At 72.9% G+C, this 26,687-nt stretch carries 25 protein-coding genes and 1 pseudogene; 12 read left to right on the top strand and 14 right to left on the bottom strand.

What is annotated here, in order from left to right; translation table 11 throughout:
- Positions 1 to 31 precede the first annotated feature (31 nt).
- On the bottom strand, positions 32 to 211 hold the full coding sequence (locus ACYF6T_RS14740) for a hypothetical protein (protein ID WP_461696539.1): 180 nt from the start codon (positions 209 to 211) through the stop codon (positions 32 to 34).
- Positions 212 to 364: 153 nt separating this feature from the next.
- On the opposite strand from ACYF6T_RS14740, the gene ACYF6T_RS14735 reads away from it, so the two are divergent.
- From ACYF6T_RS14735 to ACYF6T_RS14725, 3 genes are all read left to right on the top strand, one after another.
- Positions 365 to 1,312: a LysR family transcriptional regulator gene (locus ACYF6T_RS14735; protein ID WP_461696537.1), complete on the top strand. Its 948-nt coding sequence runs from the start codon at positions 365 to 367 to the stop codon at positions 1,310 to 1,312.
- A gap of 67 nt (positions 1,313 to 1,379) precedes the next feature.
- Positions 1,380 to 2,867, top strand: coding sequence for a carotenoid oxygenase family protein (locus tag ACYF6T_RS14730; RefSeq protein ID WP_461696535.1), 1,488 nt, complete (start codon positions 1,380 to 1,382; stop codon positions 2,865 to 2,867).
- A 27-nt stretch (positions 2,868 to 2,894) separates the two neighbouring features.
- Positions 2,895 to 3,410 carry a mycothiol transferase gene (locus tag ACYF6T_RS14725; RefSeq protein WP_461696534.1) on the top strand — a complete coding sequence of 172 codons (516 nt, stop codon included), beginning with the start codon at positions 2,895 to 2,897 and terminating at the stop codon, positions 3,408 to 3,410.
- Here ACYF6T_RS14725 and ACYF6T_RS14720 read toward each other — a convergent pair.
- Positions 3,392 to 4,462 carry an adenosine deaminase gene (locus tag ACYF6T_RS14720; protein WP_461696533.1) on the bottom strand — a complete coding sequence of 357 codons (1,071 nt, stop codon included), beginning with the start codon at positions 4,460 to 4,462 and terminating at the stop codon, positions 3,392 to 3,394. The genes ACYF6T_RS14725 and ACYF6T_RS14720 overlap by 19 nt on opposite strands.
- A gap of 38 nt (positions 4,463 to 4,500) precedes the next feature.
- The gene (locus ACYF6T_RS14715; RefSeq protein ID WP_461696532.1) at positions 4,501 to 4,893 is read right to left on the bottom strand and encodes a VOC family protein; all 393 of its coding nucleotides are present in this window, start codon (positions 4,891 to 4,893) and stop codon (positions 4,501 to 4,503) included.
- Positions 4,894 to 5,073: 180 nt separating this feature from the next.
- On the opposite strand from ACYF6T_RS14715, the gene ACYF6T_RS14710 reads away from it, so the two are divergent.
- Positions 5,074 to 5,532 (top strand): pyridoxamine 5'-phosphate oxidase family protein, encoded by a 459-nt coding sequence (locus ACYF6T_RS14710; protein ID WP_461696531.1) that lies wholly within the window; start codon positions 5,074 to 5,076, stop codon positions 5,530 to 5,532.
- A gap of 3 nt (positions 5,533 to 5,535) precedes the next feature.
- Here the strand turns inward: ACYF6T_RS14710 and ACYF6T_RS14705 are convergent, their stop codons facing one another.
- From ACYF6T_RS14705 to ACYF6T_RS14695, 3 genes are all read right to left on the bottom strand, one after another.
- Positions 5,536 to 6,441: an aldo/keto reductase gene (locus tag ACYF6T_RS14705; RefSeq protein WP_461696530.1), complete on the bottom strand. Its 906-nt coding sequence runs from the start codon at positions 6,439 to 6,441 to the stop codon at positions 5,536 to 5,538.
- 475 nt (positions 6,442 to 6,916) lie between these two features.
- Positions 6,917 to 8,113 (bottom strand): RNA polymerase sigma factor, encoded by a 1,197-nt coding sequence (locus tag ACYF6T_RS14700; protein WP_461696529.1) that lies wholly within the window; start codon positions 8,111 to 8,113, stop codon positions 6,917 to 6,919.
- A complete protein-coding gene (locus tag ACYF6T_RS14695) occupies positions 8,113 to 8,463 on the bottom strand; it encodes a YciI family protein (protein WP_461696528.1) in 351 nt (116 codons plus the stop codon). The genes ACYF6T_RS14700 and ACYF6T_RS14695 overlap by 1 nt, the downstream gene beginning before the upstream one ends.
- Before the next feature lie 96 nt (positions 8,464 to 8,559).
- Between ACYF6T_RS14695 and ACYF6T_RS14690 the strand changes: the two genes are divergently transcribed.
- Positions 8,560 to 9,633 carry an acyl-CoA dehydrogenase family protein gene (locus ACYF6T_RS14690; RefSeq protein WP_461696527.1) on the top strand — a complete coding sequence of 358 codons (1,074 nt, stop codon included), beginning with the start codon at positions 8,560 to 8,562 and terminating at the stop codon, positions 9,631 to 9,633.
- Positions 9,634 to 9,655: 22 nt separating this feature from the next.
- Here the strand turns inward: ACYF6T_RS14690 and ACYF6T_RS14685 are convergent, their stop codons facing one another.
- Positions 9,656 to 9,823 carry a hypothetical protein gene (locus ACYF6T_RS14685; protein ID WP_461696526.1) on the bottom strand — a complete coding sequence of 56 codons (168 nt, stop codon included), beginning with the start codon at positions 9,821 to 9,823 and terminating at the stop codon, positions 9,656 to 9,658.
- Positions 9,824 to 9,900: 77 nt separating this feature from the next.
- On the bottom strand, positions 9,901 to 10,410 hold the full coding sequence (locus ACYF6T_RS14680; RefSeq protein ID WP_461696692.1) for an MMPL family transporter: 510 nt from the start codon (positions 10,408 to 10,410) through the stop codon (positions 9,901 to 9,903).
- Between the two features lie 174 nt (positions 10,411 to 10,584).
- On the opposite strand from ACYF6T_RS14680, the gene ACYF6T_RS14675 reads away from it, so the two are divergent.
- Entirely contained in the window at positions 10,585 to 12,114 is a 1,530-nt protein-coding gene (locus ACYF6T_RS14675; protein ID WP_461696525.1) for an SDR family oxidoreductase, read from the top strand.
- Between the two features lie 65 nt (positions 12,115 to 12,179).
- Positions 12,180 to 13,544 (top strand): cryptochrome/photolyase family protein, encoded by a 1,365-nt coding sequence (locus ACYF6T_RS14670; protein ID WP_461696524.1) that lies wholly within the window; start codon positions 12,180 to 12,182, stop codon positions 13,542 to 13,544.
- Positions 13,545 to 13,873: 329 nt separating this feature from the next.
- On the opposite strand, the gene ACYF6T_RS14665 is transcribed toward ACYF6T_RS14670, so the two are convergent.
- On the bottom strand, positions 13,874 to 14,884 hold the full coding sequence (locus ACYF6T_RS14665) for a MerR family transcriptional regulator (protein ID WP_461696522.1): 1,011 nt from the start codon (positions 14,882 to 14,884) through the stop codon (positions 13,874 to 13,876).
- A gap of 113 nt (positions 14,885 to 14,997) precedes the next feature.
- On the opposite strand from ACYF6T_RS14665, the gene ACYF6T_RS14660 reads away from it, so the two are divergent.
- Together ACYF6T_RS14660 and ACYF6T_RS14655 are read left to right on the top strand one after the other, a co-directional pair.
- A complete protein-coding gene (locus ACYF6T_RS14660) occupies positions 14,998 to 15,588 on the top strand; it encodes a sigma-70 family RNA polymerase sigma factor (protein ID WP_461696521.1) in 591 nt (196 codons plus the stop codon).
- A 683-nt stretch (positions 15,589 to 16,271) separates the two neighbouring features.
- Positions 16,272 to 16,712 (top strand): SPW repeat protein, encoded by a 441-nt coding sequence (locus tag ACYF6T_RS14655; RefSeq protein ID WP_461696520.1) that lies wholly within the window; start codon positions 16,272 to 16,274, stop codon positions 16,710 to 16,712.
- 68 nt (positions 16,713 to 16,780) lie between these two features.
- Here ACYF6T_RS14655 and ACYF6T_RS14650 read toward each other — a convergent pair whose 3' ends face one another.
- From ACYF6T_RS14650 to ACYF6T_RS14635, 4 genes and pseudogenes are all read right to left on the bottom strand, one after another.
- The gene (locus ACYF6T_RS14650; RefSeq protein ID WP_461696518.1) at positions 16,781 to 17,548 is read right to left on the bottom strand and encodes an ArsR/SmtB family transcription factor; all 768 of its coding nucleotides are present in this window, start codon (positions 17,546 to 17,548) and stop codon (positions 16,781 to 16,783) included.
- A gap of 26 nt (positions 17,549 to 17,574) precedes the next feature.
- Complete coding sequence (locus ACYF6T_RS14645; RefSeq protein WP_461696690.1) at positions 17,575 to 17,988, bottom strand: phosphotransferase; 414 nt, start codon at positions 17,986 to 17,988, stop codon at positions 17,575 to 17,577.
- Between the two features lie 327 nt (positions 17,989 to 18,315).
- Positions 18,316 to 18,801: pseudogene (locus ACYF6T_RS14640) on the bottom strand (GNAT family N-acetyltransferase); the annotation flags it as partial.
- Between the two features lie 107 nt (positions 18,802 to 18,908).
- A complete protein-coding gene (locus ACYF6T_RS14635) occupies positions 18,909 to 20,363 on the bottom strand; it encodes an APC family permease (protein ID WP_461696517.1) in 1,455 nt (484 codons plus the stop codon).
- Between the two features lie 139 nt (positions 20,364 to 20,502).
- Here ACYF6T_RS14635 and ACYF6T_RS14630 point away from each other — a divergent pair, with 139 nt between their 5' ends.
- Together ACYF6T_RS14630 and ACYF6T_RS14625 are read left to right on the top strand one after the other, a co-directional pair.
- A complete protein-coding gene (locus tag ACYF6T_RS14630; RefSeq protein WP_461696515.1) occupies positions 20,503 to 21,687 on the top strand; it encodes an ROK family transcriptional regulator in 1,185 nt (394 codons plus the stop codon).
- A 116-nt stretch (positions 21,688 to 21,803) separates the two neighbouring features.
- Positions 21,804 to 24,506 (top strand): glycoside hydrolase family 2 protein, encoded by a 2,703-nt coding sequence (locus ACYF6T_RS14625; RefSeq protein ID WP_461696513.1) that lies wholly within the window; start codon positions 21,804 to 21,806, stop codon positions 24,504 to 24,506.
- A gap of 55 nt (positions 24,507 to 24,561) precedes the next feature.
- On the opposite strand, the gene ACYF6T_RS14620 is transcribed toward ACYF6T_RS14625, so the two are convergent.
- Positions 24,562 to 26,007: a hydrolase gene (locus tag ACYF6T_RS14620; protein WP_461696511.1), complete on the bottom strand. Its 1,446-nt coding sequence runs from the start codon at positions 26,005 to 26,007 to the stop codon at positions 24,562 to 24,564.
- Between the two features lie 284 nt (positions 26,008 to 26,291).
- On the opposite strand from ACYF6T_RS14620, the gene ACYF6T_RS14615 reads away from it, so the two are divergent.
- Positions 26,292 to 26,558, top strand: a complete 267-nt coding sequence (locus tag ACYF6T_RS14615; protein ID WP_461696510.1) for a GlsB/YeaQ/YmgE family stress response membrane protein — start codon at positions 26,292 to 26,294, stop codon at positions 26,556 to 26,558.
- Positions 26,559 to 26,687: the final 129 nt, after the last annotated feature.

Below are 26,687 nucleotides of genomic sequence, written 5' to 3'. Positions count from 1 at the left end.
GCGCCGTCCGCGACCCCTCCGGCCGGTGGTGTCAGCTCGCCTTGGGGTGGTCGTGCCGGGCGGGGCGGGGGAAGGGCAGCACGCCGGCGGACGGCTGCCGCGCCGGGCGGGACGTGAGGGTGGAGACCAGCACCGCCGCCACGGTGGTGGCGGCCAGCCCGGCCAGGACGACGAGGGTGAAGACCACCCAGAAGCCTGCGGGGAAGAGCATGGGATCACCTCCTGCTAACGCAGTTTCCCTTGCGTCAACAAGTCTCCTGCGGGTGTGCTCCTAGCGCAAGAAAGCCTGCGTTTGAGGGGTGGGATCCGGCCGGGGTCCGGCTGCCTACCATGGGAGGGCCCGAGCGACCCGAGAGAAGGCCCGATGGAACTGCGTCACCTCCAGCACTTCGTCGCGGTGGCGGAGGACCAGCACTTCACGCGCGCGGCCGAGCGGCTGATGGTCTCCCAGTCCGGTCTGTCGGCCTCGATCCGGGCGCTGGAGCGGGAGTTGCAGACGCCGCTGTTCGTGCGCACCACCCGCCGGGTGACGCTCACGGAGGCCGGGCGGGCGCTGCTCGGCGAGGCGGAGCGGATCCTGGCCCAGGTGCGGGCGGCGCACGAGGCGGTGGCGGCCGTGCAGGGCGTGCTGCGCGGCACGCTGTCGCTGGGCACCGAGCAGTGCATCGCCGGGGTCCATGTCGCCGGGCTGCTCGCCGCGTTCCGCCGGCGTCACCCGGACGTGGAGATCCGGCTGCGGCAGGCGGGTTCGGGAGAGCTCGCGGAGGAGGTCGCGGCGGGGCGGCTGGACCTGGCCTTCGCCTACCGGACGCAGGCGGACACCGACCAGCTGCGCTCGGTCTCGCTGACCGGCGAGCCGATGACGGCGCTGTGCCACCCCAGTCACCGGCTGTCGCGGGCCGGTGCGGCCGTGACGCCGGAGGATCTCGGCGCGGAGGTGTTCGTCGACTTCCACCCGGACTGGGGACCGCGCCGCACCACCGACGCGGCCTTCGCCGCCGCCGGGGTGCGCCGCACCGTCGCGCTGGAGGTGAACGACGTGCACAGCCTGCTGGACCTGGTGGACGAGAACCTCGGCATCGCCGTCGTACCGCGGCACTTCCGGCACAAGCGCGAGGCCCTGACCGCCCTGCCCGTGAAGGGCACCGGCGAGACCGTCTACGAGACCGTGGCCCTGCTGCCCCCGCCCCAGGCGACCAGCCCGGCGGCGCGGGCGCTGATGGCCCTGCTGGAGACGACCGGCCTCGACGACCCCGCGGTCCTGGAAACAGGGGGCCTGGCACCACCCCCGGACGGGGCCCAGCCCTCCTGACCCCGGCCGTCTCCCCCCGCAGACTCGTGACCGTCCTTCACGACGACTGCGGCAAGGAGTACGGGAGATGACGGACCACACACGGCGCGGAGTGCTGCGCGGCACGGCGGCCCTGGCGGCGGCCGGCGGACTGGTCGCGACGGGAGCCGGGCAGGCGGCGGCCACCGCTCGGGGCGCCACGACGCAGCGCTTTCCGTTCCTGGAAGGGGCCTTCGAGCCCGTCACCGAGGAGCTGACCGCCTTCGACCTGCCGGTCACCGGCCGCATCCCGCGGGAGCTGAACGGCCGTTACCTGCGCAACGGCCCCAACGTCCTCGGCCTGGAGGACCCGCGCGCCCATCACTGGATGCTCGGCGAGGGCATGGTGCACGGCGTCCGGCTGCGCGAGGGCCGGGCCGAGTGGTACCGCAACCGCTGGGTGCGCTCCTCCCAGGTGGCGGGCAAGCTCGGCGAGCCCTACCCGGGCCCCGTCCCGCCGGACGACTTCCCCTGCAACACCCACGTGATCCCCTACCGCGGACGGATCCTGGCGCTCCAGGAGAGCGGCCCGCTGCCGTACGAACTGGACCACGAACTCGGCACGGTGGGGCCGTACGACTTCCGGGGCACCCTGGAGGGCGCCTTCACCGCGCACACCAAGTTCGACGCGGTGGCGGACGAGTTGCACGCCGTCGCCTACTACCCCACCTGGGACCACGTGCGCCACCACGTCGTCGACCACACGGGCCGGCTCGTGCGCACCACGCGCGTCCCGGTGACGGACGGGCCGATGATGCACGACTTCGCGCTCACCGAGACCTACGTCGTGATCTTCGACATGCCCGTCACCTTCGATCCCGCGGCGGCGGAACGGGGCGACCTGGTGCCGTACGTGTGGAACACCGAGCACCCGATGCGCGTCGGCCTGCTGCCCCGGGCGGGCGGTCCGGTGCGGTGGTTCGAGACGGACCCGGTCTACTACTCGCACACCCTCAACGCCTACGACGAGGGCTCGTCCGTCGTCGTCGACCTCACCAGCTACCCGGCGCCCTTCTACGTCGCGGGCCGCGGCAGCGACGGCCCCGCCGCGACGGGCACCGCCTCCGTGCAACGCTGGACCATCGATCCCGCCCACGGCCGCGTGCGCACCCGGACCCTCGACGACCGGCCGCAGGAATTCCCGCGCATCCACGAGCCGTTGGTCTCCCGCCGGCACCGCTACGCCTACACCGCGGCCGCCGCCGACATGACCCTGGCCTACCTCGCGCCCGACACGAACCCGCCCGACCGGGCCTTCTCCAACGCCCTCATCAAGCACGACCTGTGCCGCGGCACCACGCAGGTCCACCGGCTGCCGAAGGGCGCCGCGGCGGGCGAGGCGGTCTTCGTCCCGGCCGACGGTGCGCGGGAGGAGGACGACGGCTACGCGATCGCCTACGTCCACGATCCGGACCGCGGCGCGGCCGACCTGGTGATCCTCGCGGCGCAGGACTTCACCGGCGAGCCGGTGGCGCGCGTCCATCTGCCGGGGCGGGTGCCGCTGGGCTTCCACGGAAGCTGGATTCCGGACGCGTGAGGGACGGCGATGAGCGATGGTGGACGTATGCATGCGAAGGACATCCTCATCGACGGGTACGGCCGCATCCAGGAAGAAGTCCACGCCGTCGTCGAGGGCCTCGGCCCCGACGCCCTGACCGCCCGCCCCTCCCCCGACGCCAACTCCATCGCCTGGCTCGTCTGGCATCTCACCCGCGTCCAGGACGACCACGTCGCCGACGCCTTCGGGCTGGACCAGGTGTGGCTCACCCAGGACTGGCACAAACGGTTCGGACTGGACCTGCCGAGCCACGACACCGGCTACGGCCACAGTGCCGCCAAGGTCGCCAAGGTGCAGGTCGACTCCGCAGACCTGCTGACCGGCTACTACGACGCCGTACACGAGCAGACCCTCGGCGTCCTCGGCGACCTCGCCGCCGACGATCTTCAGCGCGTCGTCGACGAGCGCTGGGACCCGCCGGTCACCCTCGGCGTGCGCCTGGTCAGCGTCCTGTCCGACGACCTCCAGCACGTCGGACAGGCCGCCTACGTCCGCGGGCTGCTTCAGAGCACGGCCGCGTAACCCGGCAGGACCACGTCCTCGATCAGGGACCTGCGCTCGTCGAACGGGATGAACGCGCTCTTCACAGCGTTGACCGTGACCGTGCGCAGGTCCTCGGCCGTCCAGCCCGCCGACTCCACCAGCAGGGACATCTCACGCGTCATCGTCGTACCGGACACCAGGCGGTTGTCGGTGTTCAGGGTGACGCGGAAGCCGAGGTCCTTCAGGGCCGTGATCGGGTGCTCCGCGATCGAGGTCGCCGCGCCGGTCTGGAGGTTGGAGGTGGGGCACATCTCCAGGGCGATGCGGCGGTCGCGGACCCAGCCGGCGAGACGGCCGAGCTTGCCGTCGACGATGTCGTCCGTGAGGCGCACCCCGTGTCCGATGCGCTGGGCGCCGCACACCTGCACGGCCTGGTGGATGCTGGGCAGGCCGTGCGCCTCGCCGGCGTGGATGGTGAACGGGACGCTCTCGCGGCGCAGGTGCTCGAAGGCGTCGAGGTGGTCGGCGGGCGGGAAGCCGTCCTCGGCGCCGGCGATGTCGAAGCCGACGACGCCGGCGTCGCGGAAGGCGACGGCCAGGTCGGCGGCCTCACGGACCCGGTCGAACATCCGCATGCCGCACAGCAGGGTGCCGACCCGCACCGGCGTGCCGGCCGCCGCCGCCTTCGCCATCCCGGCCGCGAGCCCCTCCTGGACGGTCTCGACGACCTCGGGCAGGGTCAGCCCGCCCTTGAGCATCAGCTCCGGCGCGTAGCGCACCTCGCCGTAGACGACACCGTCGGCGGCCAGGTCCAGGACGTACTCCTCGGCCGTGCGCAGCAGCCCCTCGCGGGTCTGCATCACCGCGAGGGTGTGCTCGAAGGTGGCTATGTAGCGCACCAGGTCCCCGGAGTTCGCGGCCTCGACGTACCAGGCGGCCAGTTCGTCGGGGTCGGTCGTGGGCAGGGTGTGGCCCGCCTCCCGCGCGAGTTCCACCACGGTGGCGGGGCGCAGGCCGCCGTCGAGGTGGTCGTGCAGGACGGCCTTGGGCAGGCGGCGCAGGGTCTCGGTGTCGATGCGGGGCGCGGTCATGGCAGGGCTTGCTTTCCTCGGCAGGGGGTGCGGGATGGTCAGGCGGCGGGCTGGAGCAGGTCCCAGCGGTTGCCGTAGAGGTCCTGGAAGACGGCGACCGAGCCGTACGGCTCGTGCCGGGGCTCCTCCAGGAAGGTCACGCCCGCCGCGAGCATCCGGGCGTGGTCGCGGGCGAAGTCGTCGGTGTGCAGGAAGAAGCCGACGCGTCCGCCCGTCTGGTCGCCGATCCGCTCGCGCTGCGCCGCGTTCTTGGCGCGGGCGAGCAGCAGGCCGGTGCCCTGCGCCCCGGCGCCGGGCGCGACGACGACCCAGCGGGAGCCGTCGGGGCGGGGGGTGTCCTCGACGAGGCGGAAGCCGAGGGCTTCGGTGTAGAAGCGGATCGCCTCGTCGTAGTCGTCGACGACGAGGGTGACCAGGGCGATACGGCTCATCGGGACCTCTCGGTGGGGGTGGTTGACGGGAGAGGTTATACGTAAAACCCACGGCCGCGCCAGTCGGGGCGGATCACCCTCCGGAACGGGGCGGAGCGCGGCTCCGGCGAAGGCGGAGGCCGGTGGTCGTAGGGCTTCGGCCCGAGGTGGGCGGCGGGCCGGGCCGGTAGCGTCCCGGCCATGAGGATCACCGAGCCGCCACGCGGTCTGGAGCAGCGCAGAAGCGACGTACTGGCCCGGCTGGAGCGGGAGTCGGACGTCTGGGTCGCCACCGCGGACCGGGACGGGCTGCCGTGTCTGGTCGCGCTGTGGTTCGCCTGGGACGGGGAGGCGGTCTGGATGGCCACCCGGCTCACCAACCCCACCGGACGCAACCTGCGCGAGGGGCGGCGCGCCCGCCTGGCGCTCGGGGACACGCAGGACGTCGTGCTCGTCGACGGCGACGTGGAGACGTTCTCCGGCCGGGAGGCGCCGCAGGAGGCCGTCGCCGGGTTCGTGGCGAAGACCGGCTGGGATCCCCGCCACGACGGCGCCTCGTACGCCTTCTTCCGGGTGCGCCCCCGTGCCGTGCAGGCGTGGCACGGGCAGCACGAGTTGCCCGGACGGCATCTGATGCGGGACGGAGTGTGGCTGGACTGAGCCTCAATCCGCTTGGCGGTGCAGGGCGTTGAGCCGGGCCAGCTCCTCCTCGGTGAGCCGCAGGGCGCCCGCCGCCACGTTCTCGGCGAGGTGGTCGGGGTTGCCGGTGCCGGGGATGGCGAGCACGTGCGGGCCCTGCTGGAGGGTCCAGGCGATGCGGACCTGGGCGGGGCTCGCGTCGTGCGCCCGGGCGACGGCGAGCACCTCGTCGTCGTCGGTGCCGTCGGCGGCGTGCGGACCCCGCTTGCCGGCGATGGCGTAGAACGCGACGAACGCGATGCCCTGTTCGCCGCAGAGCCGCACGAGGTCGTCGGTGACCGGGTCGGGCGAGTCGATCCCGTAGCGGTTCTGCACGGCCACCACCGGGGCGATGGCCTGCGCCTCGGCGAGGTGGCGGGGTTCGACGCCGGAGATGCCCAGGTGCCGGATCAGGCCCGCCTCGCGCAGGTCGGCCAGGGCGCCGAAGTGCTCGGCGATCGAGTCCTGCCGCATGCGGCGCAGGTACACCAGGTCCAGGTGGTCGCGGCCGAGTTGGCGCAGGTTCTCCTCGACGTGTCCGCGCAGTTCGTCGGGGCGGGCGGAGGTGCCCCACTCCCCCGACCAGTCGCGGAAGGGGCCGACCTTGGCGGCGATGAGCAGGTCGTCCGGGTACGGGGAGAGCGCGCTGTTGACGAGTTCGTTCGCGGAGCGCAGCTGGGAGAAGTAGAAGGCGGCGGTGTCGATGTGGTTGACGCCGAGTTCGACCGCCCTGCGCAGCACCGCCAGCGAGCGCCCGCGGTCGCCGGGCGTGCCGAGGTGGAAGGCGGCACTGCCCGTCAGCCGCATCGTGCCGAAGCCTACGCGGCCGACGGTCAGGTCGCCGATGGTCCAGGTGCCCGCGGCGTCCGCGGTGATCGGTTCGGAGATCATCGGCGGAGTGTGGCACAGGCGCGCGGCGAGCGCTTCACGGCCGCCCGCTGCCGCCCGTGCGACCCGGGTCTCGACGGCCCCTCACGGTGGCGCCCCACCGAGTGGTGCAGCCAATCGGACCGTGCGGCTCCGCCCAGCGCCATGAAGCAAGCGCCGGCCGGCCCGCCTCTCCGGTTCCCGGCGCCGCTCACGGGCGTCATCACCGCCATCCAGCACGGAAGCGACTACGCCACCCCCTGAGCCGCGGAGCAGCGAACTCCGCATCTCTCCACCACGTCGCGGGACGCGATCGCCCCTTGCCGCCGTCGCGCCGGACGGGTCACCGGGCCGGCCGAGGCCCGACGGCCGCACCCGGAAGGGGCGCGGCCGCCGTGGGGGGTGGAGCCACACTCAACTCCTTTGGTCTGTACCAGTCAAGAGTGCGGGCCGGCCGACCGGCGGCCTCAGTTCAGGGGCTTCTCCAGCACCGCCTTCGTCAGGCGCGGGTGAGCTCCTGTCGGCGGCGTTCCAGGAAGGCCCGCTCGGCCGGGTTCTGCGCGCGTTCGATGGCCGCCTCGTAGGCGCCCACCGCCTCGGCGGGCCGGTCCAGGCGGCGCAGCAGGTCGGCGCGGACCGCGTGGAAGACGTGGTAGCCGTCCAGGCCGAGGGCGTCGACCAGGACGAGCGCCGGCGCCGGCCCCTCGGTCTCGGCGACGGCGACCGCCCGGTTCAGGGCCACGACCGGGCTCGGGGCGAGGGCCGTGAGCTGGTCGTACAGGCGCAGGATCTGATCCCAGTCGGTGGCCCGCGCGGTGGGCGCGTCGCTGTGGACGGCCTGGATGGCGGCCTGGATCTGGTACGGCCCCGGACGGTCGCGGCGCAGACAGCGGCGTACGAGCTCCTGTCCCTCGTCGATCAGCGCGCGGTCCCACCGGGCGCGGTCCTGCTCGGGCAGCGGCACCAGCGCGCCCTGCCCGTCGAGGCGGGCGGCACGGCGTGCGTCCACGAGCAGCATCAGTGCGAGCAGGCCCGTGACCTCGGGCTCGTCCGGCATCAGCGCGGCCAGCAGACGGCCGAGGCGGATCGCCTCCGCGCCGAGTTCCGGGGTGCCCTCGTACCCCTGGTTGAAGATCAGGTAGACGACGGCCAGCACCTCGCGGAGCCGGTCCGGCAGATCGGCGTCGCGGGGCACGCGGTACGGGATCCGGGCGTCGCGGATCTTGGCCTTGGCGCGGACGAGGCGCTGGGCCATGGTCGGCTCCGGCACCAGGAAGGCGCGGGCGATCTGGGCCGTGGTCAGGCCGCCGAGCAGGCGCAGGGTGAGGGCGACCCGGGCCTGCGGGGCGAGGGCGGGGTGGCAGCAGGTGAAGATCAGGCGGAGCCGGTCGTCGCGCACGGGGCCCTCCTCGGGCGGTGCGTCGGGGGTGTGCAGCAGGGCGGCCTCGGCGTGCCGTTCGTCGCGCTTCGCCTCCCGGCGCAGCCGGTCGATCGCGCGGTTGCGGGCGGTGGTGATGATCCAGCCGGCCGGGCTCGGCGGCACACCGGTTCGCGGCCAGGTCCGCACCGCCGTGGTGAAGGCGTCCTGCACCGCCTCCTCGGCGAGGTCGATGTCGCCGAGGAAGCGGACGAGGACGGAGACCGCGCGCCCGTACTCGGCGCGGAAGACGGCCTCCACGTCGGGGCCGGCCGGCATCAGTGCTGGTCCACGAAGGGCCGTACCTCGATGGGGAGGGTGGTCGCCCGCACCGCCTTGCGGCCCCACTCCAGGGCCGCGTCCAGGTCCGGGGCCTCGATCAGGCACAGCCCGCCGAGGTACTCCTTGCCCTCGGCGTACGGCCCGTCGGTGACGAGCACGTCGTCGCCCGAGGGGCGCAGCATGGTGGCCGACTCCGGGCCGTGCAGCCCGCCGGCGAAGACCCAGGTCCCGGCCTCGCGCAGCTCGTCGTTGAAGGCCCGTACGTTGCGCATGATCTCGCCGAGCTCCTCCTCGGACGGGGGCTGTCCGTCGGCCGGCTGGACCACGCTGAGCAGGTAGTGCGTCATGACGTCCTCCTTGGCGTCGTGCTGTCTGTCACCTCCTACACGAACGGCACGCCCCCGGATCGACACGGCACACGAGGACATCGCGAGAATCTCCTCATGACCTCCTCGACCGCCCCGGCCTCCGGGGCCGCCTCGCCGCATCCGCTCGTGTCCGTGGCCCGGGCCCTCGCCGACGACCTCCTCGCACCGCACGCGACCCGGGTCGACCGGGAGGGCGTGCCCGCGAGCCATATCGAGGCGATCCGGCGCTCGGGGCTGCTGGGAACGAGCGCGCCGACGGAGTACGGCGGTGCCGGCGTCCCCGACGCGGTGGCGCGGGAGATCCAGGAGATCCTGGCCGGCGCCTGCTGCTCCACCTGGTTCGTTCAGACCCAGCACCACACGCCGGTCAAGCTCCTCGCCACGTCCGGACTCCCGGTGTGCGAGCGGCTGTTGCGTTCGCTGGCCACCGGGCGGCTGCTGGCCGGCATCGCGTTCGCGCACGTCCGCGCCTTTCCCCGGGTGCCGGTGCGGGCGACCGCGCGGGGCGGCGGCTGGCGCTTCGACGGAAGGGTGCCGTGGTACACCGGCTGGGGTCTGAACGACGTGATGCTGCTCGCCGGGGTGAACGAGGACGACGAGGTCGTGTTCGCGTTCGCCGAGGCCCGCGAGCAGCCCGGGCTGCGCCCCTCGCCGGTCATGCGGCTGGCGGCGCTGACGGCCGCCCGTACGGTGTCCCTGGAGCTGGAGGGGCTGTGGCTGCCGGAGGAGTCGGTCGTGCTGCGCGCTCCGCAGGAGCGGTTCGCCCTCGTCGACCGGCCGCGCAACACCAATGCCTCTCCCGCCGTCTTCGGCGTGGCGTCCGCCGCGATCCGGCTGCTGGAGGCCGCGGGCGAGACGGAGCCGGCCAAGGCGCTGCGCGGCCGCCTCGACGAGGTGCGGCGCGACGCCTACGCCCTGGCCGCACACCCGGTACCGCACGAACGCCTCCCGGAGCGGCTGGCTCTCAAGACACGCGCGTACGACGTGCTGCGCGCGGCCACGACCGCGGCGGTCGTGGCCGGGGGCGGCCGCGCCATGGATCTCGACCATCCCGCGCAACGGCTCGCCCGCGAGGGGCTGTTCCTGCTGGTGCAGGGCCAGACGAGCGAGGTCCGGCGCGCGCACCTGGACGCGCTGGCGGAGATCTGAAGGGCGCCTCCTCGCGCGGGCCCTAGTCCTCGTCGCCCGTCGGAATCACCACGAGGAACGCGTCGGACTTGAGGTCCATCACCACCGTGGCGGGCTCACCCTCCGCGCGGCGCTGGGCCGCGTACTCCTCCGCCGGCCACGATCCGCGCGGAGCTCCCGCAGGAAACCGCTCCAACACCTTCGCGCCCATAGCGGCAGACACCTCCACTTTCAACCCTCGATCTCGAACAACTGCTCCCGTACCTCTCCGGCTGCCCCTTATGGGCGTCACCATGTGCGTACGCGGCGATCGTCCGGCAGAAGATCGGGCGTGCCGGACCCCATCCGCCACAGCCGTCCCGGCCACCACACGACCGCACGCAGGTCGCGCATCAGCGCGGGCACCGGCAGGGAACGCACCACGAGGGTGTCGAGGAGCACCCCGACGACGACGATGAAGGCGATCTGCACCAGGAAGGCGAGCGGGATCACCCCCAGGGCGGCGAACGCCGCCGCGAGCACCACACCGGCCGGAGTGATCACTCCCCCGGTCCCGGCCAACCCGCGCAGCACGCCCGCACGGACCCCGTGGCGCAGGGACTCCTCCCCCACCCGGGACATCAGGAAGATGTCGCAGTCGACACCCAGCGCCACCACCCTGCGGTCGGCGCTCTCGCGCACCGGGCGGATGTGCCCCGCGCGCTCCAGCCGGTCGACGCAGGCGGTCACCGCACCCGAGGTCAGGCCGAGGTGCTCGCGCAGCCGGCCCCGGGTCATGGGCCCCTCGGCGTCCAGGATCGTTGATCTCGCCGTTCATCCGGCGCAACTGCACGGCGAGGGAACGCAGGTCGGCTCCCCCGGCCGGTACCCCGGAATGGCCACGCGGTCAGCCCAGGGAAGCGTCCGCATCCGACACGGCGGCATCCGGGGAAGTGATCACAGGGGGACACCGACACGAAGGACCCGGAGCTGATGAACGCTGACCACGACCGGCAGGGCCTGCGCTGCCTGGTGACCGGGGCGACGGGATACGTCGGCGGCAGACTGGTGCCGGAGCTGCTCGCCGCGGGCCATCAGGTGCGCTGTCTGGCCCGCTCCCCCGGCAAGCTGCGCGACCATCCCTGGGCCGGACAGGCCCAGGTGGTGCCGGGCGACGTCACGGACGCCGGCTCGGTGGCGCGGGCGATGCGCGGGGTCGACGTGGCCTACTACCTGGTGCACGCGCTGGGCACCGGCGACTCCTTCGAGGAGACCGACCGCCGGGCGGCGCGCGTCTTCGGCGAGGCGGCCCGTGCGCAGGGCGTACGCCGCATCGTCTACCTCGGCGGACTGACGCCTTCCGGCGTACCGGAGCGCGAACTGTCCCCGCACCTCAGGTCGCGGGCCGAGGTGGGCCGTATCCTGCTCGACTCGGGCGTGCCGGCCACCGTCCTGCGCGCGGCGGTCGTCATCGGTTCCGGCTCCGCCTCCTTCGAGATGCTGCGCCACCTCACCGAACGGCTGCCGGTGATGGTCACGCCCAGCTGGGTGCGCACCCGCATCCAGCCCGTGGCGGTGCGCGACGTGCTGCGCTACCTGGTCGGCAGCGCCACCATGCCGGCCGACGTCAGCCGCGCCTTCGACATCGGCGGACCGGACGTGCTGACCTACCGGGACATGATGCTGCGCTACGCGGCGGTCGCCGGCCTGCCCCGCCGGGTCATCGTCCCGGTGCCCGTGCTCACGCCCGGTCTGTCCAGTCACTGGGTCGGACTGGTCACGCCGGTCCCCGCGTCGATCGCACGGCCCCTGACGGAGTCCCTGCGGCACGAGGTCGTCTGCCACGAGCACGACATCGCACGGTACGTGCCGGACGGTCCCGGCCGGCCGATCGGCTTCGACGAGGCCGTACGGCTGGCCCTGCGGCGCGTGCGCGACGCTCAGGTCACCACCCGCTGGTCGTCGGCGTCGGTGCCCGGCGCGCCCAGCGATCCGCTGCCCACCGACCCCGACTGGGCGGGCGGGAGTCTGTACACCGACCGGCGCGAGCTGGTCGTGGACGCCTCACGGGAGGCGTTGTGGCGGGTGATCGAGGGCATCGGCGGAGAGAACGGCTGGTACTCCTTCCCGCTGGCCTGGGCGGTGCGCGGGCGGCTGGACCGGCTCGTGGGCGGGGTCGGACTGCGCCGGGGACGGCGGGACGCGGCGCGCCTGCGGGCCGGTGACTCGCTGGACTTCTGGCGGGTGGAGGAGATCGAACCGGGCCGGCTGCTGCGGCTGCGCGCCGAGATGCGGCTGCCGGGTCTGGCGTGGCTGGAGATGTACGCCGAGTCGGGCGCCGACGGCCGCACCCGCTACCGGCAGCGGGCCCTGTTCCATCCGCACGGGCTGCTGGGGCACGCCTACTGGTGGAGCGTCTCCCCGTTCCACGCGGTCGTGTTCGGCGGCATGGCCCGCAACATCGCCCTCGCCGCCGCCCGCACACCCGCGGTCGCCGCGCGGGAAGGCGCGCCCAGCGGTTGACGGCCGCAGCCGCCCCTCCCCCGCACGGCCCCCGGGCCGCCCCTCCTCGCTCCGGAAGCAGCACCATGACCGTCTCGATCGTCCTGTTCACCGCCGACCTCCGGCTGCACGACCACCCCGCGCTGCGGGCCGCGAACGAGGCCCGCGAGGTGATCCCCCTCTTCGTCCGCGACCAGGGCGTCACGGACGCCGGTTTCGACGCGCCCAACCGGCTGGCGTTCCTCGCCGACTGCCTGCGCGACCTCGACCGCGGCCTGCGCGAGCGCGGCGGCCGGCTGGTCGTGCGCCGCGGCGACGTCGTGGAGGAGGTGTGCAAGGTGGCCACCGAGACCGACGCCGACGAGGTGCACATGGCGGGCGACGTCAGCGCCTACGCCCATGGGCGCGAGCGGCGGCTGCGCCGCGCGCTGGAGTCGGAGGGGCGGCGGCTGCACGTCCACGACACGGTGACCACGGCCGTGACGCCCGGCGCCCTCACCCCCGCCGCCTCGGACCACTTCGCCGTCTTCACGCCGTACTTCCGGCGGTGGTCCGGCACGCACCTGCGGGACGTGCTCGCCCCGCCGCGCGCCGTGCACGTTCCCGAAGGCGTCGGCTCCGAGCAACTCCCCTCCCGCGGCGGCCTGCCGGGGCTGTCCGAGGGCCTCCCGGCCGGCGGGGAGGCGGCGGGCCGCAAGCGCCTGGCCTCCTGGCTGCGCTCCGGGGTGGCGGTGTACGAGGACCGCCACGACGACCTGGCCGGCGACGCGACCTCCCGGCTCTCCCCCCACCTGCACTTCGGCACGCTCTCCCCCGTCGAACTCGTGCGCCGGGCCCGCGGGGTGGGCGGCCCCGGCGCCGAGGCGTTCGTGCGGCAGCTCGCCTGGCGGGACTTCCACCGCCAGGTGCTGGCCGCCCGCCCCGCGGCCGCCACCGCCGACTACCGCACCCGGGGCGACCGTTGGCGCTGCGAGCAGGACGCCCGCGAGGACGTCGAGGCCTGGCGGGAGGGCCGTACCGGCTACCCGCTGATCGACGCGGCGATGCGCCAGCTGCGCCACGAGGGCTGGATGCACAACCGGGGCCGGCTGCTGACCGCGAGCTTCCTCACCAAGACCCTGTACGTCGACTGGCGGGTGGGCGCCCGTCACTTCCTGCGGCTGCTGGTCGACGGCGACCTCGCCAACAACCAGCTCAACTGGCAGTGGGCGGCGGGCACCGGCACCGACACCCGCCCCCACCGGGTGCTCAACCCCGTCACCCAGGCCCGGCGTTACGACCCCGACGGCGCCTACGTCCGCCGCTGGGTGCCCGAACTCGCCGCAGTCGACGGCCCGTTGATTTACGAGCCCTGGAAGCTGTCCGGCCCGGCCCGCGCCGGCTACCCCGACCCCGTCATCGACCTCTCCGCGGGCCTCGCCCGCTTCAGACGGGCCCGGGGGCGGGACTGAGGAGACGCGGACACGGCGGGGCGGCAGGCCGCCGCGCGGTGCCGGCCGGTCACGACGGGCCCCGGTGGCGGCCCAGGTCGCGCAGCACCTCGCGGGCGGCTCGCGCTCCGGACGCCGGCGCGCCCTGGACCGAGCCCGTGGCGCGATGGTCAGCCGAGCCCGGCGACGCCGGCGCCGATCACAGGACGTCGGGGGTACGGGCGGGCGCGGGCATCGGGAGCCCCCTCGGAGTCGGGCGGGCCGTCACCGGCCACCGGGGTGTCGTACGTGCGTGTGGAGGACTTCCCCTCGCACGCGGTCCCCGGATGCGGCCCGGGTGACCCGGCCCGTCAGGTCTCCTCGCTCCCGTACGTGCCGGAGAGCAGGTCGAGGGCGTCCTTCAGGGTCGGCGGGCGGAGCATGCCGCGGGCCGAGGGACCGGCCCAGCCGGGGCCGCCGAGGACGACCCGGGGCTGCCGTCGGGCGCCCTTCACGCCCCACTGCGTGCCGGCGACGTGCCGGGCCAGCGCCAGGCTGGCCGTGGAGCGCGCCTGCGCCCACAGCACGACGGCCGACGGTCCCAGTCGCCGTACCGCGGTGGTGAGCGCCTCGGCCGGTACGGCGGCGCCGAACATGCGCGTGGGCAGGCGGAGTTCGCCCAGTGCGGCGTTGAGGGCCTCGATCGGCAGGGTGTGCTGCTCGCCGGGGACGCAGGCGAGGACGACGGGACCGAGGGCGGAGGCGTCGCGCCCGCTCACAGGGGCCGGGGTGTGCCTGCGCAGGGTGGTGGAGACGTGCCAGGACAGCAGGTGCTCGACCTCGACGTAACGGTCGCCGGACGAGGCCCACTTGCGGCCCACGGCGTGCAGCGTCGGCACCATCACCTCCTGCCAGGCGACGGTGATGCCGTACTGGTCGACGGCGGCGGTCAGTAGCTCCTCGACGGCCGGGGCGTCCAGCCGGACGGCGGCGCGGGCCAGTCCCCGGCACTCGTGGCGCACGTCGCCCAGGGGGAGCGTCCCGGCCGCCTTCGACCGGGCGGGCTGCGGCGGCTCCACGGGCGTCCCGGCCGGCTGCGGGCGCGCGCCGGCCGTCTCCCTGGCCGCTCGGGCAGCCTCGGCGGGCGGCACCCCCGACGAGGTCAGCCGGCACATCGCCTCCAGCACGGCCACGTCCTCGGGGCTCCAGCGCCGGTGGCGTCCGTCGGCGCGGACGGCGGGCCCGATGCCGTAGCGCCGGTCCCAGGAGCGCAGCGTGGTGGGCGACACGCCCAGCCGACGGGCCAGCGCGCCGGTCGTCAGGGCCGTGCCGGCCGGTTCCCGGGCCTCTCGCGGGTCGCCGGATGCGGGGTCCTCGCTCATGAGCGGCACTATACGACGCACAAACGATGCGAGTTGATGACCTTGCTCGCCGCCTCGGACCATGGGCGCATCGCCGAGCCGACCGCCGTTCGTCCGACCAGAGGAGCGCCGTCATGAGCCCGCAGCCCCGTGCCCTCGCACCGCCTCCGGTGCCGGAGCCGTTCAGCGACGAGGACCTCGCCCGCGGACTGGTGGCGGGTGACGAGGGCTGCCTGGAGGTGGCCTATCACCGCTGGTCGGCCCTGGTGCACACGCTGGCCCGGCGTTCCCTCGGCGATGCCGGCGAGGCCGAGGACGTGATGCAGCAGGTGTTTCTCGGGGTGTGGCGGGGGCGGCGGGGCTTCAGTCCCGAACGCGGCACGCTGGGCGGCTGGATCGTCGGCATCACCCGGCGCAAGATCGCCGACGCGCTCTCCGCCCGCACCCGCCGGCTGGCCCTGGTCACCTCCGCCGGCTCCTCCCTGACCCTGTCCGACCCCGAGGCCGAACAGCCCGACGCGGCGCTCGACCGGGTCCTGGTCCTGCACGAACTGGCCAAGCTGCCCCCTCCCCAGCAGCGGGTGCTGCGGCTGGCCTTCTACGAGGACCTCACCCAGACCCAGATCGCACAGCGCACCGGCTGGCCACTGGGCACGGTCAAGAGCCACGCCCGGCGCGGACTGCATCAGTTGCGGCGCTGCCTCGAGGAACAGGAGCGCTTCTGAGCGGGCGCATGTTCCCCGCTCGCACCTCTTTTCGATGCACAAACAGTGCACACTCCACGCACACCGGTCAGGGCGAGGGAAGGCGGCGGCGCATGCCGGGTCCGTACGAGAACGGCCATGTACCGCCCGACCTCCTGGCGGCCATCGCGCTCGACGGGAGACGGCTGCCCCGGTCCGCGGAACTCGCCGTGGCCGAAGGACACCTGACCACGTGCGTGCGGTGCAGGGACACGCTGGCCGGTCTGCGGAGGGCGGTCGCGGCGGGCCGCGGTGCCAGGCCCGGCAACGCCATGCCGGTCGGCCCGGGTCGCGTCACACGAGGGCCGGTCACCGCACGGCGTGCCGTTCGCCTCCTGGCAACCACGCTTGCCGTGCTGCTTCTCCTGCTGCGACTGCGGCACCGGTTTTTTCGGCGCCGTGCCGCATCCGCACCCCGCCCCTCGACGGAAGTAGGGGCGAGTCGCGGAACCGTCTGACGTTCCGCACAGGTCGGGGAACGTCCCCCCTTTCCCCGACGGCCTCCGGGGGGTGTCGGCGCTCCCCGGGGGCCCGCCCCCGCACGCCCGGTGCGGCTCCGCGCAGCTCTACACATAAAGGAAAAATAAGGGCACAATGAGCATGCGCGGCGCTAACCGCACACCGCACCAGACGCGGTCGGGCCTGCGAGTCAAAGGAGACGAGTCATGGCCAACGTCTCGCCCACCAGAGGTGACATGACGAGCCACCCCGATGTTTCCGAGATGCGGGCGCGTTACGCCCGTATGCTCGGCGGACGCGATGTGGCGCTCGTGGACGGACCGGTGTTCCTGCTCGGTCTGTACTGCGCCGTATCCCCCTGGATACTCCACTACACGACGAGCCAGCCCGCGCTCGTGACGCACAACCTGATCGTCGGCGTCGCCATCGGGCTGCTGGCTCTCGGGTTCACCCGGGCTCCCGAGCGCATGTACGGCCTGAGCTGGGCCTTCTGCGCGGTGGGCGTCTGGATGATCATCGCGCCCTGGGTGGTCGGGGACAACCCGGACACCGGTGTCGCGCTGAACAACATCATCATCGGCGCCCTCGCCGTGATCCTGGGGCTGATGTGCGCCGGCACGGCGGCCAGGAGCGTCCCCAAGCCGTAGCGGCACATCGCGTCAAGGAGGGACACGACGGCCGGTCCGCGGCATGCGGGCCGGCCGCCGGCATCCCGTCAGCGGCCGGGGACCAGCCACGGCTCCTGCGGCAGCGGACTGCCGGTCTCCAGCAGCGACTTGAGGTTGGACAGCACCGCCGGCCAGCCGCCCGAGACGTCCGACAGCGCGCCCTCGTCCCGGAGGTCCTCGTGCGTCACCGTGAGGCGGACGATGTCCTCGTGCGGCGTGATGTCGAAGGTGACCCGGGAGTACGCGTCCTGCCGGCCCTCGTCCCGCGGGTCCACCCAGGTGGTGACCAGCCGGGTGAAGGGCTCGCTCTCCACGACGGTGCCGACGACGTCGGCGATCCCCGAGCCGTCCGTGCGGACGTGCTCCCAGCGTGAGCCGCGCCGCCCGTCGGAGACGTTGCCGTGGCCCCAGTAGGAGGCGGTGAGGTCCGCGTCGGTGAGCGCCTCCCAGACCTTCTCGGGCGTGCTGCGGATGCAGGTGACGTACACGAAAGCGGGCTTGTCGGTCATGGCTTCCTCGGCTCGTCGTTTCACGGCGCCGAGCGCGCTCAGGCGCGGGCGCTCGAACTTGTCGATCCACCGCTCCTGGATCTCCTGGAGCGGGACCGGGTCGAGGTAGTGCAGCTTCTCCCGTCCCCGCCGCACGGCGCCGACCAGGTTGGCGGCCTCCAGGACGGCCAGGTGCCGGGTCACCGACTGGCGCGTCATCTCGATGCGTGCGCACAGCTCGCCCAGCGTCTGTCCGTTGTGCTCGTGCAGTCGGTCCAGCAGTCGCCGGCGTGTGTCGTCGGCCAGCGCCTTGAAGACCTTGTCCATCGCGGAGTCGCTCTCTGCCGGACGGCTCAGCGCAGGAAGGCTTCGAGTTCCCTCCGGTGTGCCTCGACCCACTCGGCCGCGGAGCGCACCTCCGCCACGGCCCCGCTCTCGCGCAGCCGCACCATGGCGGGCTCACCGCGTTCCGCGCCGGCCTCGATGCCCCGCCGGCAGCGCTCCTGCCACCACAGCACCGTCTCCACGAGCGCGCCCCGGTCGTCCAGCCCGTAGGCGTCGCACACCAGCCGCATCCGCCGGGCCGCCTCCGCCACGTCCGTCACCGCGGGCCCGAGGTCCAGGTACTGCCAGCAGACATGAGCGAGGTCGTGGAGGCGCTCGCCCGGCGCAGCGATGTCCCAGTCGATGAAGGCCAGCGGCCGCCACGCGCCGCCCGCCACCCGGTACACGGTGTTCTTCGGCGCCAGGTCGTTGTGGCAGACCACGTCCCGGTCCCCCGCCAGGGACGTGCCGTGCGTCAAGTCGTGGAACTCGCGCACCAGTCGGGCCACGCGGACCAGGCTCGCGTCGGTGCCCGCCGCCGCCCGTTCCCCGGGCGTCAGAGCGGCGCGGCCGGGCAGGTGGTCGAGGATCTCGCGCCCCCGTTCGTCGGTGCCGTGGTGGCGCGGGGCTCCCGGCCACCCGTGCCGCGCGAAGTGACCGAGCAACTCCCGCACATAGGCCGATCGGGGTGACGGCGTCCGCCGTACGGTGTCCCCGATCCGCACCACCTGGCTGACCGCGCCGCCGGGCAGCGCCGACTCGGTGCCACGGGCGAACGAGATCCACGCGTCCGGCGGGAGTTCGGGGCGGCCCGGCACCGGCCGGGTCTCCTCCGACCAGGCGTCGCCGGCCAGTTCGGTGGCCACGCGCCGCCAGAAGCGGACCGCGGGCTCGTTGTCGTACTGGAAGGCGACCTCCCAGCGCCCCGGGTGCCGGGCCGTCACCTCGCGCACCGCGTGCAGTCCGATCCCCTCCCGGCGTGCGCCGCGCACCACGAAGAAGCTGTTGAGCACGCGGGTCGGGCCGTCCAGGGCGCGGACGAGGGCGAAGCCCACGGGGCGGTCGTCGCGCAGGAAGAGGTACGGCGCCCAGCCGTCCTGCGTGAAGGCCGCCTCGATCCGGTCGCCGCGGAAGGTGCCGTCCGGGTCCGGCAGCACACCCCACAGGCCCGACAGGTCGTGACGGAACATCAGCCACAGCCGCTCCACGACGGGGCGGTCCTCGGCGGTGGCGGGACGGACGGACACGTCGGGCATGGGGCACTCCTCCAGGGCATCGACCGGGTTCCGGGCACGCGAAAAGCCTCCCCGGCGCGGTGCATCCGGCCGGGGAGGCTCTTGAATGCGGGAATGCTAGCGCATGCTCAGGCGCCCGCCGGCGCCGCGTCCGGCTCCTCGGCCGTCAGGAACTCCTCCGTGATCTCCTTCGGGCCGAACGGCCACACCTTCTCGAAGCGGGCCCACAGCACGTACGCGACGCAGCCCAGGGCCAGCCAGGCCAGGGACCACTCGATGGGGTGGCGGCCCGGGGAGTTCTTGTCGGCGTAGCCGTAGATCACGCACCAGCCGACGAAGGCGACGACGCCGGGCAGGGGGTAGAGCCACATGCGGTAGGGGCGGCGCAGCGTGGGCTGGCGTGCGCGCAGCACTGTCACGGCGACGATCTGGGCGAGCGCCTGCACCAGCACCATCACCGTGGTCAGCAACTGGATCAGGGTCGCCAGGTCGGTGTGCCGGCCGATCAGGAAGCCGACCGCGGTGATCAGGCCCATGGTGGCCAGGCCCAGCATCGGGAAGCGGTGCGTGGGGTGGAGCTTGGCGTAGGGGCGGAAGAAGACGCCTTCGCGGGCCGCGTCGTACGGGACGCGCGAGCCGCCGAGCAGACCGGTGAAGACGGAGGCGAAGGCGGTGATCAGGATCAGGACGGTGACCGTGTCGGCGGCGCCCTTGCCCCAGGTCTTCTCCAGTACCGCGGAGGCCACCGAGGTGGAGGCGATGTCCTTCGGGTCGGTCATGCGGTGCCAGTCGATGACGCCCAGCGTGCCGATCTGCAGCAGCAGGTAGATCGCCATGATGCCGAGGATGGAGAAGATGATCGAGCGGGGCAGGGTGCGGCCGGGGTCCTTGATCTCGGCGCCCATGTAGGCCGTGGTGTTGTAGCCGAGGTAGTCGTAGATGCCGATGGTCAGGCCGGCGGCGAAGCCCAGCCAGAAGTGGCTGCTGCCCAGGTCGAAGGCGTGCTTGGGGTAGGTGAAGGCGAGGTGCGCGCTGAAGTCGGTGGCCGCGGCCAGGATGACCAGCAGGACGGAGGCGATCATCACCGTCCACATCACGGCGGTGATCCGGGCGATGTTCTCGATGCCGCGCCACAGCAGGATGACGACGAGGGCGACGATGCCGAGGCCGATCAGGTCGCCCTGGGTCTTCGTCAGGTCCGGCGCCAGATAGCCGAGGTACTGCACGAAGCCGACCACGCCGGTGGACATGATCAGCGGGATGAACAGCATCGCCGTCCACACGAACAGGAACGGCATCAGGCGGCCGGTGCGGTACTGGAAGGCCTGGCGCAGATAGACGTAGCTGCCGCCGGAACCGGGCATCGCCGCGCCCAGCTCGGCCCACACCAGACCGTCGGCGAGGGCGAGGACGGCGCCCGCGACGAAGCCGATCACCGCCTGCGGGCCGCCGAAGGCGGCGACCATCAGCGGGATCGTGACGAAGGGGCCGATGCCGCACATCTGGCTCATGTTGATGGCGGTGGCCTGGAACGGGCCGACACGGCGGACGAAGCCACCGGAGGGTGGCGGGCTACCGGACATGGGGGCTCCTGACGTGGGTGCGGTGCGAAGGGGTGGGGTACGGCGTGCGGGCCGGTATCCGGTGGCTGACTGGCCGATAAAGTTAAGGAGCCTTACTTGATGCGTCAAGAGGGGATCCCGGGTGCGTGACAATGGTGCGATGGCCGCCGGTGACGTCGTGGAGCAGCAGGGACAGCCCTGGAACCGTCAGCGGCTGCGCAGCAGCAACGAGCGGCTGCTGCTGGACCGGCTGCGCGCCGCCGGCGCCGCCTCCCGTGCCCAACTGGCCCGCGAGACGGGCCTGTCCAAGCCGACCGTCTCCAGCGCGCTGGCCTCGCTGGAGGCGGCGGGCCTGGTGCGCGAGGTCGGCACCCACGCCCCCGAGCGCGGCCGGGTCGCCGTGCTGTACGCCCCCGACCCGGCGGCCGGCCACGCCCTCGGCATCGACGTCGGCCGCGGCTGGCTGCGGGTGGCGGTGGCCGACCTGGACGGCACCGTGGTCGCCCGCTCCGACGTGCGCAACCGCGCCCGCAGTTCGTCGGCGATGGCCGACCTGGTGGTCGCCACGGCCCGGCAGGTGATCGCCGGTTCCGGGGTGGACCCCCACGAGGTGGTGCACGGGGTGGTGGGCACGCCCGGCGTGTACGACGAGCAGCGGCGCCGGGTGCGCTACGCGATGCACCTGCCGGGCTGGGGACGGGCCGGGCTGTTCGACCGGATGCGCGCCGAGCTGGGCGTGCCGCTGGAGGTGCACAACGACGCCAACCTCGCGGCGCTCGGCGAGTACACCTACGGCGTCGGCGCGGGCAGCCGGCTGTTCGCGTACATCCTGATCGGCACCGGGCTGGGCATGGGCGTGGTCAGCGAGGGGCGGCTGTTCACGGGGGCGCACGGGCTGGCCGGCGAGATCGGCTTCCTGCCCTGGCCGGGGCGGCAGAAGCCGGAGCGGCTGGAGGACGCGGTGTCGGGGGTGGCCGTGGTGGAGGCGGCGCGCCGGTTCGGGATGAACGGGCAGCTGACCGCGAAGGCCGTGTTCGACGCCGCCCGGCAGGGCAACGCCGCCGCGGTCAAGGCCGTCGAGCTGGAGGGCGAGCGGATCGCGCACACGGTGGCCGCGGCGGCGGCCGTGCTCGATCCGGATCTCGTGGTGCTGGGCGGCGGCGTGGGCCACAGCGTCGACCTGCTGCTGCGGCCGGTGCGCGACAACCTGCGGGCGCTGACGCCGCTGCGGCCGAAGATCGTGCCCAGCGGGCTCGGCGAGGACGCGGTGCTGCTCGGCGCGATGGCGACGGCGCTCGGGACCGCGCGGGACGTGGTGTTCGAGCGGCGCACGGCGGCCTCCTGAGCAACTCGCGCGGCGGACGCGGTGATTGACAGCGTCGGGTCGGCGCCCTACCGTGACGCGAGTTAGTAAAGTTTCCTAACTTTACGAGGACGGGAGACCCCGTGTTCCGTCGCGCCGTGACCAGAGGCCGCCTGACCACCGCCGCCGTCGTCCTGGGCCTGCTGGGCTCGCTCACCAGCAGCGCCTGGGCCGGATCGGACCACGAGCGGGGCCGTCCCCGGCCACACCCGACGAAGGTCTCCTCGGCGCCGGGCAGCGCGACCGCCCTGTCCGGCTACGCCATCCAGTCGACCGCGAAGGTCGCCGACCCGGCCTCGGCCGTCTCCTCCCCCGGCTACCCGGCGGCCGGCTGGTATCCGGCCGGCGCCCGCTCCACCGTCCTGGCGGCCCTGCTCGCCGACGGCGTCTACGCCGACCCCTTCTACTCGACCAACCAGCAGAAGATCCCGAAGGCCGACTTCCAGGTCCCCTGGTGGTACCGCTCCGACTTCACCCTCGCCGACCCGACTCGGCGCACCTACCTCGACTTCAGCGGGGTGATCTCGGCGGCCGACGTCTACGTCGACGGCAGGCAGGTCGCGACCGCCGAGGACGTCACCGGCGCCTACACCCGCCACGAGCTGGACATCACCTCGCTCGTCCACGCCGGCACCAACACCGTCGCCTTCCGCGTGCGGCCCAACGACCCGGACAAAGACCTCACCATGGGCTGGATCGACTGGCTCCAGCCGCCGCCCGACGAGAACATGGGCATCGTCCGCAACGTCCTCGTCCGCCGCGGCGGCCCGGTCGCGCTGCGCGACGCGCACGTGGTGACGAAGCTGGACGTGCCCTCGCTGGCCTCGGCCGACCTGACGGTCAAGGCGCGGGCCCGCAACGACTCCGACGCGCCGGTGACGGCGACCGTCTCCGGCACCGTCGGCGCCACCGCGTTCCGGCAGACCCTCACCCTCGCCGCGCACGAGACGAAAGCCGTCGCCTTCACCCCGTCCACCGTGCCCGGCCTGCATCTGACCGCGCCGAAGGTGTGGTGGCCCGCGGGCATGGGCGGCCAGCCGCTGTACGACCTGCACCTCACCGCCACCGCCGGCGGCACGGTCTCCGACACCGCGCACGAGACTTTCGGCATCCGTGACGTCCAGGCGCCGCTGAACGCCGACGGCGCCCGCCAGTACCGGATCAACGGCCGCAGGCTGCTGATCCGGGGCGGCGGCTGGTCACCGGACGAGTTCCTGCGCTGGGACCGGACCTACGTCGAGGACCGGCTGAAGTACGCCGTCGACCTGGGCCTGAACACCATCCGCCTGGAAGGGCACCTGGAGCCGGACGAGTTCTTCGACCTCGCCGACCGCTACGGCGTCCTCACCCTGCCGGGCTGGGAGTGCTGCGACAAGTGGGAGGGGAACGTCAACGGCGAGGAGCCCGGGGAGAAGTGGACGGCCGCCGACTACCCGGTCGCCAAGGCGTCCATGGCCGCCGAGGCCGCCCGGCTGCGGGACCACCCGAGCGTGATCTCCTTCCTGATCGGCAGCGACTTCGCACCCGACGCGACGATCGAGAAGAACTACCTCGACGCCCTGAAGGCGGCGGACTGGCCCACCCCGGTCGTCGCCGCAGCCTCCGACAACTCCTCGCCGCGACTGGGCAGTTCCGGCATGAAGATGACCGGGCCCTACGACTGGGTCCCGCCGGACTACTGGTACGCCAAGCGCGAGGGCGGCGCCACCGGCTTCAACTCCGAGACCAGCGCGGGCCCGGACATTCCCACCCTCGACACCCTGCGCCGCATGATGACCCCGGCCGAACTCGACACCCTCTGGAAGAACCCCGACGCCAGGCAGTACCACCGCTCACCGTCCTCGACGTTCGGCACGCTCAGGCTCTACGACAACGCCCTCACCGGCCGCTACGGCTCCCCCACGGGCCTGACCGACTACGTGCGCAAGGCCCAGCTCGCCCAGTACGAGAACGTCCGCGCCCAGTACGAGGCCTACCGGCGCAACGCCACCGACGCCGCCAAGCCGTCCACCGGGGTGGTCTACTGGATGTTCGACAGCGGCTGGACGTCCCTGCACTGGCAGTTGACGGACCGTTATCTCGACCAGGGCGGCGCCTACTTCGGGGCGAAGAAGGCGGACGAGCCGCTGCACGTGCAGTACTCCTACGACGACCGCTCGGTGGTCGTGGTCGACGACCGGCACGCGGCGGCGTCCGGACTCACCGTCCGCGCCACCCTGTTCAACCCCGACGGCACCCGGACGTACGACCGGACGGTCACCGGCGTGAAGGTGAACGGGGACGGCGCGCACAGCACCGCGCTGACGCTGCCCGCGTCGGTGGGCGGACTGGCGACGACGTACCTGGCACGCCTGACGCTGATCGACGGTTCGGGCAAAGAGATCAGCCGGAACGTGTACTGGCTCTCCACCAGGCCCGACACCCTCGACTGGGCGAACACCGACTGGTACTACACGCCGACGACGAGCTACGCCGACCTCAAGGGCCTGACGTCGATGGCCCCCGTGCCGGTGTCGGCCACGGCGTCGACCGCGTCGGCGGACGGCACGTCGACCACGACCGTCACCCTGGGCCACGCCGGGAGCGGGAAGACCCCCTCGCTGTTCACGGACGTCCACCTCGTCGACGACCGGGGCAACCCGGTGCTGCCGGTGCGCTGGTCGGACAACGAGGTCGGCCTGTGGCCGGGCGAGTCGGTGACGCTGACGGTGACCTACCGGACCGCGGACCTGCACGGTTCCGCACCGTACGTGCGGGTCTCCGGCTGGAACACGCCCGAGCGCACGGTCCCCGCGGGATGAGCGGGGCGAGCGGGGCGAGCCGAGGGGCCCGGTGCGGCGGCCGGGCCCCCGGGACTCAGCTGACGTTGAGCGCCGTGTCGTCGATGACGAAGGACGTCTGCAGGGTGGAGCCCTCGGTGCCGGTGAACTTGAGGGTGACGGTCTGGCCCGCATAGCTCGCGAGGCTGAAGCTGCGCTGGGTGTAGCCGCTGGCGGCGTTGAGGTTGGAGTAGGTCGCCAGCGTGCTCAGCACCGTCCCCGAACTGTTGAGGACCTGCACCTTCAGCGTGTCGTACGCCGTGCTGGTGGTGGTCTCCGCCGTGTCGACGTGCAGGTAGAAGCTGAGGGCGGCGGTGGTGCACGCGGAGGGGATGGTCACCGACTGGGAGAGGGTGTCGGTGGTGGCGGTGCCATAACCGTCGAGCCAGGCGTAGTACGAGCCCGTACGGGGCGACTGGCTGCTGGAGTTGGTGATGACGCCGCTGCTGGCGCTCCAGGTGGTGTTGCCCGACTCGAAGCCGTTGTTGCCGAGCAGCTGGGCGGACGTACAGGTCGAGGAGCCTCCGCCGCCCCCGCTGCTGCTGCCCGAACCGGCCAGCCACGCGGTGGCGTTGAGGGCGAGCGCGGCGTTGGTGGCGCCGGTGTCGTTCCAGCCGTCGTAGAGGGTGTTGCCGGACTGGCCGGTGCCGTCGTCGACCGGGGAGCTGTCCCCCCAGAAGGCGACGCGGCCGCTGCCGAAGGCGGAGGTCAGGAAGAAGGCACCGGTGTTGCCGGAGTAACCGCTGCGGTAGACCAGGCCCTTGACGGAGGAGTTGTCCGCGGGCTTGAGCGTGGCCGTGGTGCCGTCGGCGATCAGGCTCTTGGTGACGGTGCCGAAGGAGCCGTGCAGCACCGGGTCGGTGCTGTCGCTGATCGCGGCCGGGTAGCCGGAGCCGACGTCGAGCGAGTCGATCGAGAAGCCGAACGGGTCGGTGGAGTCGACGCTGTTGTTCGTCATCAGGTCGTTGAGGATCTCGACCGCGTCCTCGCCGTCGTTGTTGCGGTCGGCGCCGGTGTGGTCGGAGATCATGAACAGGCCGCCGCCGTTCTTCACGAAGTTCATGATCGCCGTCTTCTCGGCGGTGGTGAACAGCGTGTTGGGCTCGGGCAGCACCAGCGTGTCGAAGTTCGACAGGTCGGTCGAGGACGAACCGCCGTACGTCAGGGCGCTGGTGGCAGTCTTGAGGCTGTAACCGCCGGTCTTCTGCAGGGCGACGCCCCACGACGAGAGCGCGCCGGTCCAGTCGGTCTCCGCGGAGGGGGAGGAGTCCTGGCCCAGCGGGTCGGGCTTGCTGGTGGAGATGATCCAGTCGGCGTTGCCGGCCTCCTCGGCGTGACCGTCGTCGAACAGGATGCGGTGCGTGGTGGCCGCGTGGGCGGGGGTGGCACCGGCCGTGGCCTGCACGGCGGCGCCGGCCGCGAGCAGACCGAGCCCGGCGAGGGCGGCGGTCAGTCTTCGACGGGAGCAGGTGAGTCCGAGCATCCGGCTTACCTCCATGAGGGATTGGGGGAGGGAGAGGTGCGGGTGCGGGCTGCGTTACGCGCGTAGAAACCGGGCATGTCTGCGCGCGTAGACATGCGGCCGAACGATATCCGTACGACCGAATGCTTGAACCGTACATGGCAAGCACGGGCCTGAACAGCCGTCATCCGGATGCTCGGGCCCAAGATTGACTCCGCGTTGACCGTCGGTTGAACACGGGCGGACTGTCCGGACGCCTACAGGGCATCCGCATAGTGCGGGGGTCGACACAAAGAGGGGTGGAAATGGAGATATCAGGCATCATCAGTGCCATCGTGATCGGCATCGTCATCGGTGTGCTCGGCCGCCTCGTGGTGCCGGGCCGCCAGCACATCGGCATCCTGCTGACGATCCTCGTCGGCATCGTGGCCGCGCTCGTCGGCGCGGCGATCGCGAACGCCTTCGGAGTGGCCGACACCAGCGGCGTCGACTGGATCGAGTGGCTCATCCAGATCGGCCTCGCCGCACTCGGCATCGCCGCACTCGACCGCACACGGGCGGCACACCGCTGACTTCACGGCCCCTGGCAGCAGGGGCGGGCACCTGCCCGGACCCGCCGACGCAGCTCCCCTACTGCGGTCGGCGGGTCTGTCGCCTCGACCGCATGTCCGGGCGGGAGGCCGGACGTACGGGAGGCAGTT

The organism is Streptomyces sp. 7R007, from assembly GCF_054850255.1.
This window is presented reverse-complemented; position numbering and strand designations above follow the sequence as displayed.

Coding starts and splice junctions, on each gene's coding strand:
- ACYF6T_RS14740 (WP_461696539.1), bottom strand. CDS start 211: ATGCTCTTCCCCGCAGGCTTCTGGGTGGTCTTCACCCTCGTCGTCCTG.
- ACYF6T_RS14735 (WP_461696537.1), top strand. CDS start 365: ATGGAACTGCGTCACCTCCAGCACTTCGTCGCGGTGGCGGAGGACCAG.
- ACYF6T_RS14730 (WP_461696535.1), top strand. CDS start 1,380: ATGACGGACCACACACGGCGCGGAGTGCTGCGCGGCACGGCGGCCCTG.
- ACYF6T_RS14725 (WP_461696534.1), top strand. CDS start 2,895: ATGCATGCGAAGGACATCCTCATCGACGGGTACGGCCGCATCCAGGAA.
- ACYF6T_RS14720 (WP_461696533.1), bottom strand. CDS start 4,462: ATGACCGCGCCCCGCATCGACACCGAGACCCTGCGCCGCCTGCCCAAG.
- ACYF6T_RS14715 (WP_461696532.1), bottom strand. CDS start 4,893: ATGAGCCGTATCGCCCTGGTCACCCTCGTCGTCGACGACTACGACGAG.
- ACYF6T_RS14710 (WP_461696531.1), top strand. CDS start 5,074: ATGAGGATCACCGAGCCGCCACGCGGTCTGGAGCAGCGCAGAAGCGAC.
- ACYF6T_RS14705 (WP_461696530.1), bottom strand. CDS start 6,441: ATGATCTCCGAACCGATCACCGCGGACGCCGCGGGCACCTGGACCATC.
- ACYF6T_RS14700 (WP_461696529.1), bottom strand. CDS start 8,113: ATGCCGGCCGGCCCCGACGTGGAGGCCGTCTTCCGCGCCGAGTACGGG.
- ACYF6T_RS14695 (WP_461696528.1), bottom strand. CDS start 8,463: ATGACGCACTACCTGCTCAGCGTGGTCCAGCCGGCCGACGGACAGCCC.
- ACYF6T_RS14690 (WP_461696527.1), top strand. CDS start 8,560: ATGACCTCCTCGACCGCCCCGGCCTCCGGGGCCGCCTCGCCGCATCCG.
- ACYF6T_RS14685 (WP_461696526.1), bottom strand. CDS start 9,823: ATGGGCGCGAAGGTGTTGGAGCGGTTTCCTGCGGGAGCTCCGCGCGGA.
- ACYF6T_RS14675 (WP_461696525.1), top strand. CDS start 10,585: ATGAACGCTGACCACGACCGGCAGGGCCTGCGCTGCCTGGTGACCGGG.
- ACYF6T_RS14670 (WP_461696524.1), top strand. CDS start 12,180: ATGACCGTCTCGATCGTCCTGTTCACCGCCGACCTCCGGCTGCACGAC.
- ACYF6T_RS14665 (WP_461696522.1), bottom strand. CDS start 14,884: ATGAGCGAGGACCCCGCATCCGGCGACCCGCGAGAGGCCCGGGAACCG.
- ACYF6T_RS14660 (WP_461696521.1), top strand. CDS start 14,998: ATGAGCCCGCAGCCCCGTGCCCTCGCACCGCCTCCGGTGCCGGAGCCG.
- ACYF6T_RS14655 (WP_461696520.1), top strand. CDS start 16,272: ATGGCCAACGTCTCGCCCACCAGAGGTGACATGACGAGCCACCCCGAT.
- ACYF6T_RS14650 (WP_461696518.1), bottom strand. CDS start 17,548: ATGGACAAGGTCTTCAAGGCGCTGGCCGACGACACACGCCGGCGACTG.
- ACYF6T_RS14635 (WP_461696517.1), bottom strand. CDS start 20,363: ATGTCCGGTAGCCCGCCACCCTCCGGTGGCTTCGTCCGCCGTGTCGGC.
- ACYF6T_RS14630 (WP_461696515.1), top strand. CDS start 20,503: ATGGCCGCCGGTGACGTCGTGGAGCAGCAGGGACAGCCCTGGAACCGT.
- ACYF6T_RS14620 (WP_461696511.1), bottom strand. CDS start 26,007: ATGCTCGGACTCACCTGCTCCCGTCGAAGACTGACCGCCGCCCTCGCC.
- ACYF6T_RS14615 (WP_461696510.1), top strand. CDS start 26,292: ATGGAGATATCAGGCATCATCAGTGCCATCGTGATCGGCATCGTCATC.